Genomic DNA, 5,603 nt, shown 5'->3' with positions numbered 1-5,603 from the left:
CCGCGAGGGCGGTGAGCGGGAAGACACCGTCCTTCGCCTCGATCAGCACGTCGTAGCGCTCGCCCATGCCGAGCAGCACGGAGTCCGTCCCGGTGTGCTCGACCGGGAAGCCGTCGGTGTGCGTGACCGTCATCCGGTGGCCGCCGAGGGCCACCCGGAAGGCGGTGTCGCCACCGGCGTTGACCAGCCGGACGCGGATGCGGTCGCCGGGCCGCGCCGTGAAGGTCTCCGGGTCCTCCGGGACGCGTCCGTTGACGAGGTAGTGCGGGTAGGCGACGTCGCCCGCGTCGCCGCCGAGGAACGGGCTGGTGGCGCCCATCAGCATCCGGGACGGCCCGGAGGGCGCCGGAGCGGACATCGTCATGCCGCTCATACCGCTCATGTCATGGCCGCCGTGGTCCCCGTGGTGCATGCCTCCCATGTCACCCATGCCCCGGGACAGTTCCGCGAGCACCGCGTCCGGTGTGCTGCCCTCCACGCCGTCCACCCAGTCGTCCAGGACGACGACCCACTCCCGGTCGTACGCCAGCGGCTCCTTCGGGTCCTCGACGATCAGCGGCGCGTAGAGCCCCCGGTCCTGCTGCGTGCCGGAGTGCGGGTGCAGCCAGTAGGTGCCCGGACGGCCGACGGCGAAGCGGTAGTCGAACGAGGCCCCCGGCTTGATCGCGGGCTGGGTCAGGCCCGGGGCGCCGTCCATGTCGTTGCGCAGGGCCAGCCCGTGCCAGTGCACGGATGTGGGCTCGGGCAGATGGTTGGCGAGGGTCAGGGCGAGGGTGTCGCCGGCGGTGACGCGGACCTGCTGGCCGGGCAGCCGGTCGCCGTACGCCCAGGAGGCGACGGTGAGGCCGCCGCCGAGGTCCAGCCGGGCCGGGGTGGCGGTGAGCCTGACGCTCCGCACGGGGCCGGCGTGGCGCTCGGCCTCGGCGGCGGCGACCTCCGCGCCGCCGGGGGAGACGTAGGCGTCGCCGTTCCCGGCCGGCTCGGACGAGCAGGCGGCGAGCAGTCCGCTTCCGGCGGCGGCGATGCCCGCGCCGAGGACGGCGCGGCGGGTGGGTGTGCGCATGGTGGAAGGCACCTCGAATGGAGTTGTCGGTGAAGGTGTGGGCAGCCAGAAGCGCTGCTCCTACACCCGCAGGACCGACAACCGGGCGAGGACCTTGTGCCGCGGGGGTGGCGGCCGCGGCCATGGTGAGCGTGCGAACCGGGCGGCGATCGCCGGCACTCCCGCGGGGCGGCGGCGCAGGACCGCACGCACCAGCAGCAGGAGCACGGCGCCGGTGCCGAGCACGGCGAGGCAGACGGACGACGGGTCGAAGCCCCGCTGGGCGGGGGAGGTGGCGTGCTCACGGTCGGGCGCGGCGGGGGCCGCGTGCGCGGACGCGGCGTGGGGCATGGCGCTGCGGTGGGCCGGCGCGCCGTGCCCGCCGGGGTGCCCGAGTGTGTGCATCGTCACGATGCCCAGCAGCAGCGCGGCCAACAGCAGCGCGCGGCCGCACCACACGGCCGTCGGGTGCTGTTCACGCATACCCGGCAGCCTACCCCCAGGGGGTATCCGTGGCGCAAGGGGGTGCGGCGCGGATGTGCGCCGAGCTGCCCCGAGGCCCGATCATTGGGACGAATCGACGCTCGGCCCGAAGGATCCACACCCCTCTCATGACCACCACGCAAGAACTTCGGGACGAACGTTCCACCGGCCCCGCCGCCACAACCCCCGGTACGTCCGGAACCCCCGGCGCCTCCGGCCGGGAGTTCCTCTCCTGGACCACCCTCGCGATGATGACCACCGCGTCCGTCGCGAACCTGCGCCCCGCCCCCTCGATGGCGCTCTACGGACTGGCGGCGGTCTTCCTCTACCTCCTGCCGGCCGTCGTCTTCCTCCTGCCCACCGCCCTCGTCTCCGCCGAGCTGGCCTCGGGCTGGACCGGCGGCGTCTACCGCTGGGTGAGCGAGGGGCTGTCCAAGCCGCTGGGCTTCCTCGCCGTCTGGTGCCAGTTCGCGATGACCATCGCCTACTACCCCAGCCTGCTGGCCTACGTGGCGAGCACCTTCGCGTACGTCGTCGACCCGCGCCTGGCCGGCAACGGCCTCTACGTCGCCGTCGTCATCGTCGTCGTCTACTGGGCGGGCGTGCTGGTCTCCACGCGCGGCACCAAGGCGGTGGCCGGCATCGCCCGGCTGGGCCTGATCGCCGGCACGCTCGTCCCCGGCGCCGTGCTCGTCGCACTCGGCCTCGTCTTCCTCGGCCAGGGCAACCCCTCCGCCGCGCCCATGGACACCGGGCACATCCTGCCGCCCTGGACCGGGCTCGCCAGCCTCGTGCTGATCGTCAACAACTTCCTGTCCTACGCCGGCATGGAGATGAACGGCGTGCACGTCTCCTCGCTGCGCGACCCCGGCCGGCAGTACCCGCGCTCGGTCTTCGCCGCCACCGGCCTTGTCCTGCTGATCTTCATCCTGCCCGCGCTGGCGATCAGCTGGGTCATGCCGGGCGAGGACCTCAGCCTGACCGCCGGCGTCATGCAGGCGTTCCAGGGCTTCTTCGACCACTTCCACGTCGGCTGGCTCACCAAGGTCGTCGGCGTGCTGCTCGTCGCCGCCGCGCTCGGCGGCATGCTCACCTGGCTGTCCGGCCCCTCCCGCGGCCTGCTGATGATCTCCCGGCAGGAGGGCTACCTCCCGCCCGTGCTGCAACGGCTCAACAAGCACGGCGTGCAGCGCAACATCCTCGTCGCCCAGGGCGCGCTGACCACCGTCATCGCACTGCTCTACGCCTTCGTCCCGGACGTCTCCAGCGCCTACTGGATCTTCTCCGTCGTCACCACCCAGATCTACCTCGTCGTCTACCTGCTGATGTTCGCCGCTGCCGTCCGGCTGCGGAAGTCCCGGCCCGACCACCCGCGCGGCTTCCGCGTCCCCGCCCTGCGTCTCGTCGCCGGCGTCGGCTTCGCCGCCTCCGCGGCCGCCCTGTGCATCGGCTTCGTCCCGCCCGAGCAGTTCGGCGGCGGCCCGCTCTGGCGCTATCTGCTGATCGTCGGCGGTGGTCTGCTGACGCTCGGCTTCCTCGCGCCGCTGGCCTTCCTGAAGTTCCGCAAGCCCCACTGGGCGACGGCCGGGCGCGAGGAGACCACGCCCGTCGACTAGCTTGTCGTTGCCCGCGGGTACGGTCGTACCCGCGGCGACCAGCGAATGGGGGACGTAGGGATGAGCGCGGAACCGCGACCGCCCGGGCGGATGCTCCGGGTCGGCAAAGTGGCCCTGCACGTACTGCGCGAGGGCTCCGGGCCCGTGTGCGTGCTCAGCGCCGGACTGGGCATGGGCTGGTTCGACTGGGAACCCGTCGTACCGCTGCTCACCCCGTACCGGACCGTCGTCCGCTTCGACCGCCCCGGCCTGGGCTTCAGCGCTCCGGCCGGCGAGGTGCCCAGCGCCGCCGGGGAGGCCGACCGGATCGCGGGCGTCCTCGACGCGCTCGGCCTGACCGGGCCCGCCACGATCGTCGGCCACTCCCTCGCCGGGTTCCACGGCGAGGCCTTCGCCCGGCTCCACCCCGAGCGCGCCGCCGGGCTGGTCCTGGTCGACAGCAGCGTCGAGGAGAACGCCCGCGCGCTCCCCGCCCGCGAGCTGCGCGCCGCCGCCGCCCGCGCCCGCGCCGCGACCCTGGCCGCCACCGGGCTGCCGCTGGCCGTCGGGCCCGCCGCGCGCCGCCTGTTCGTCCGCGCCGGCTCCGTCAAGCGCCAGGACCCCGCCCCCGCCGACCTCGTGCGCCGCACCTACGGGAGCGGCCGCGTGGCCCGCGCCGTGCTCCTGGAGAACGCCCACTACCGCGACGTCGCCGCCGAACTCGAGGAGCTGCGCGCCCGGCACCCCCTCCCGCCGCTGCCCGTCACCGTCCTCGCCGCCTCCCCGGGCACCGGCTCCTGGCTGGAACGCCGCTGGCTCCAGCGCCAGCGCGCCCTCGCCGAGCGCCTCGACGCCCGCTTCGAGGCGGTGGCCCCCGCCGGTCACCTGCTGATGTACGACCGGCCCCAGGCCATCGCGGCGGCCGTGCTCGCGACACCCTTCATACGGCCCTGACCGGCCGAAGCGGATTTTGACCTTCGAGTCGAGGTGAAGGTCTACCGTCGACGGAGTGACGCACTACCGGATCTCCCAGCTGGCCGCCCGTACCGGCGTGCCCGCGAGCACCCTGCGGTTCTACGAGAAGGCCGGTCTGCTGCCCGCCGACCGCTCCTCCGGCGGCTACCGGATCTTCGGGGAGGACGCCGTGGAGCGGCTGGCGTTCATCGGCGCGGCCAAGCACCTCGGCCTGCCCCTGGAGGAGATCGCCCAGCTCCTGCGCGTCTGGGAGACGGGCGCCTGCGCCGACGTACGGGCCGAGCTGCGGCCGCGCGTCGCCGCCCGGGCGGAGGAGGCCGAGCAGCGGATCGCCGAACTGGAGGCGTTCGCCGCCTCCCTGCGCTCGGCGCTGGACCATCTGGACGCCCTCCCGGACCGGGCCGGCCGCTGCGACCCCCGGTGCGGCTTCCTCGACGACCAGGCGCGCCGGCCCCCGGTCGTGCTCGCGCTGGCCCCGCGCCGCAGGGTCCCCGTGGCCTGTTCATTGCCGGGCGAAGAGCGGAGCTCGCGCGCCGGAGAATGGGCACGGACCCTGGAGGGGGCGCGGCGCGAGCCGGTCGCCGGCGGCATGCGTCTGCTGATACCGGTCGAGCGCACGGCGGCCGTGGCCCGGCTGGCCGTCGACGAGCAGCGTTGCTGCCCCTTCTTCGACTTCCGGCTGCATGTGGACGGCGAGCTGCTGCGCCTGGAGGTCCGCGCCCCGGCCGAGGGCGCGGAGCTGCTGGCCGGGCTGTTCGGCACCCCGGGCTGACCCGTTCCCCCGTTTTTGTATCCCGCTCTTGAAGGTTGACGTCGTGCTGGTGTTGAAGTCCGTCGGATTGTTCGTGGTGGCCGCCCTGTTCGAGATCGGCGGCGCCTGGCTCGTGTGGCAGGGCGTGCGGGAGCACCGCGGCTGGCTGTGGGTCGGTGCCGGTGTGCTCGCCCTGGGTATCTACGGATTCGTCGCCACGCTCCAGCCGGACGCCGAGTTCGGCCGCATCCTCGCCGCGTACGGCGGCGTCTTCGTCGCCGGCTCGCTGGCCTGGGGCATGGCGATGGACGGCTACCGCCCGGACTGGGGGGACATCATGGGAGCCTGCATCTGCCTCGCCGGCATCGGCGTCATCATGTACGCGCCGCGCGGGTAGGCATTGGTGCGGGAGTGGGTATCCGCTACCGTGAGAGACAGAGCGGGCCCCCGTCCAGGGCCGGGAAACCACAGGACGGGAGCCCATAGGAAACCGGGTTGGTATCTGAGCCCCGTAGGTTGGGGCTCAGATCAACCCTTCAGCCACCTCCCCAGCACTCGCGCGACGCGGACCAGTAGGTCCTCGACCCGCTGCCACAGGGACGGCTTCGGCTTCCTGCGACGCCCCATGGGCGCCTCCCCTCGGACCGGCCGCCAGAATCCCGGATGACGGCTGTTCTCTGGTTCGGGCCGGGCCCCGAGGGCGGGGTCCGGAGACGATCCATGAGGGGAGGCGCACCGCAGTGCGCCGCACGTCAGA

6 protein-coding genes are annotated in these 5,603 nt (G+C 73.5%); 4 read left to right on the top strand and 2 right to left on the bottom strand.

Translation table 11 applies throughout. The features are described from left to right. Both AB0K09_RS29095 and AB0K09_RS29090 read right to left on the bottom strand, forming a co-directional pair. A partial coding sequence (locus AB0K09_RS29095) for a multicopper oxidase family protein (protein WP_366068398.1) occupies positions 1-1,063 on the bottom strand: 1,063 nt, incomplete at its 3' end. Between the two features lie 60 nt (positions 1,064-1,123). Next, positions 1,124-1,525, bottom strand: a complete 402-nt coding sequence (locus tag AB0K09_RS29090; protein WP_366068396.1) for a DUF6153 family protein — start codon at positions 1,523-1,525, stop codon at positions 1,124-1,126. Between the two features lie 128 nt (positions 1,526-1,653). On the opposite strand from AB0K09_RS29090, the gene AB0K09_RS29085 reads away from it, so the two are divergent. Genes AB0K09_RS29085 through AB0K09_RS29070 form a run of 4 tightly spaced genes read left to right on the top strand, consistent with a single transcriptional unit; the run spans position 1,654 to position 5,243 of the window. Next, positions 1,654-3,141, top strand: a complete 1,488-nt coding sequence (locus AB0K09_RS29085) for an APC family permease (protein ID WP_366068395.1) — start codon at positions 1,654-1,656, stop codon at positions 3,139-3,141. 60 nt (positions 3,142-3,201) lie between these two features. Next, positions 3,202-4,074 carry an alpha/beta hydrolase gene (locus tag AB0K09_RS29080; protein WP_366068394.1) on the top strand — a complete coding sequence of 291 codons (873 nt, stop codon included), beginning with the start codon at positions 3,202-3,204 and terminating at the stop codon, positions 4,072-4,074. Positions 4,075-4,129: 55 nt separating this feature from the next. After that, entirely contained in the window at positions 4,130-4,867 is a 738-nt protein-coding gene (locus AB0K09_RS29075; RefSeq protein ID WP_366068393.1) for a MerR family transcriptional regulator, read from the top strand. 43 nt (positions 4,868-4,910) lie between these two features. Then, on the top strand, positions 4,911-5,243 hold the full coding sequence (locus tag AB0K09_RS29070; protein WP_366068392.1) for a YnfA family protein: 333 nt from the start codon (positions 4,911-4,913) through the stop codon (positions 5,241-5,243). Positions 5,244-5,603 lie beyond the last annotated feature (360 nt).

The organism is Streptomyces sp. NPDC049577, assembly GCF_040675635.1.
Lineage (GTDB): Bacteria > Actinomycetota > Actinomycetes > Streptomycetales > Streptomycetaceae > Streptomyces.
Note: the sequence above shows the minus strand (reverse complement) of the source record. Positions and strands in the feature narration are given on the sequence as shown.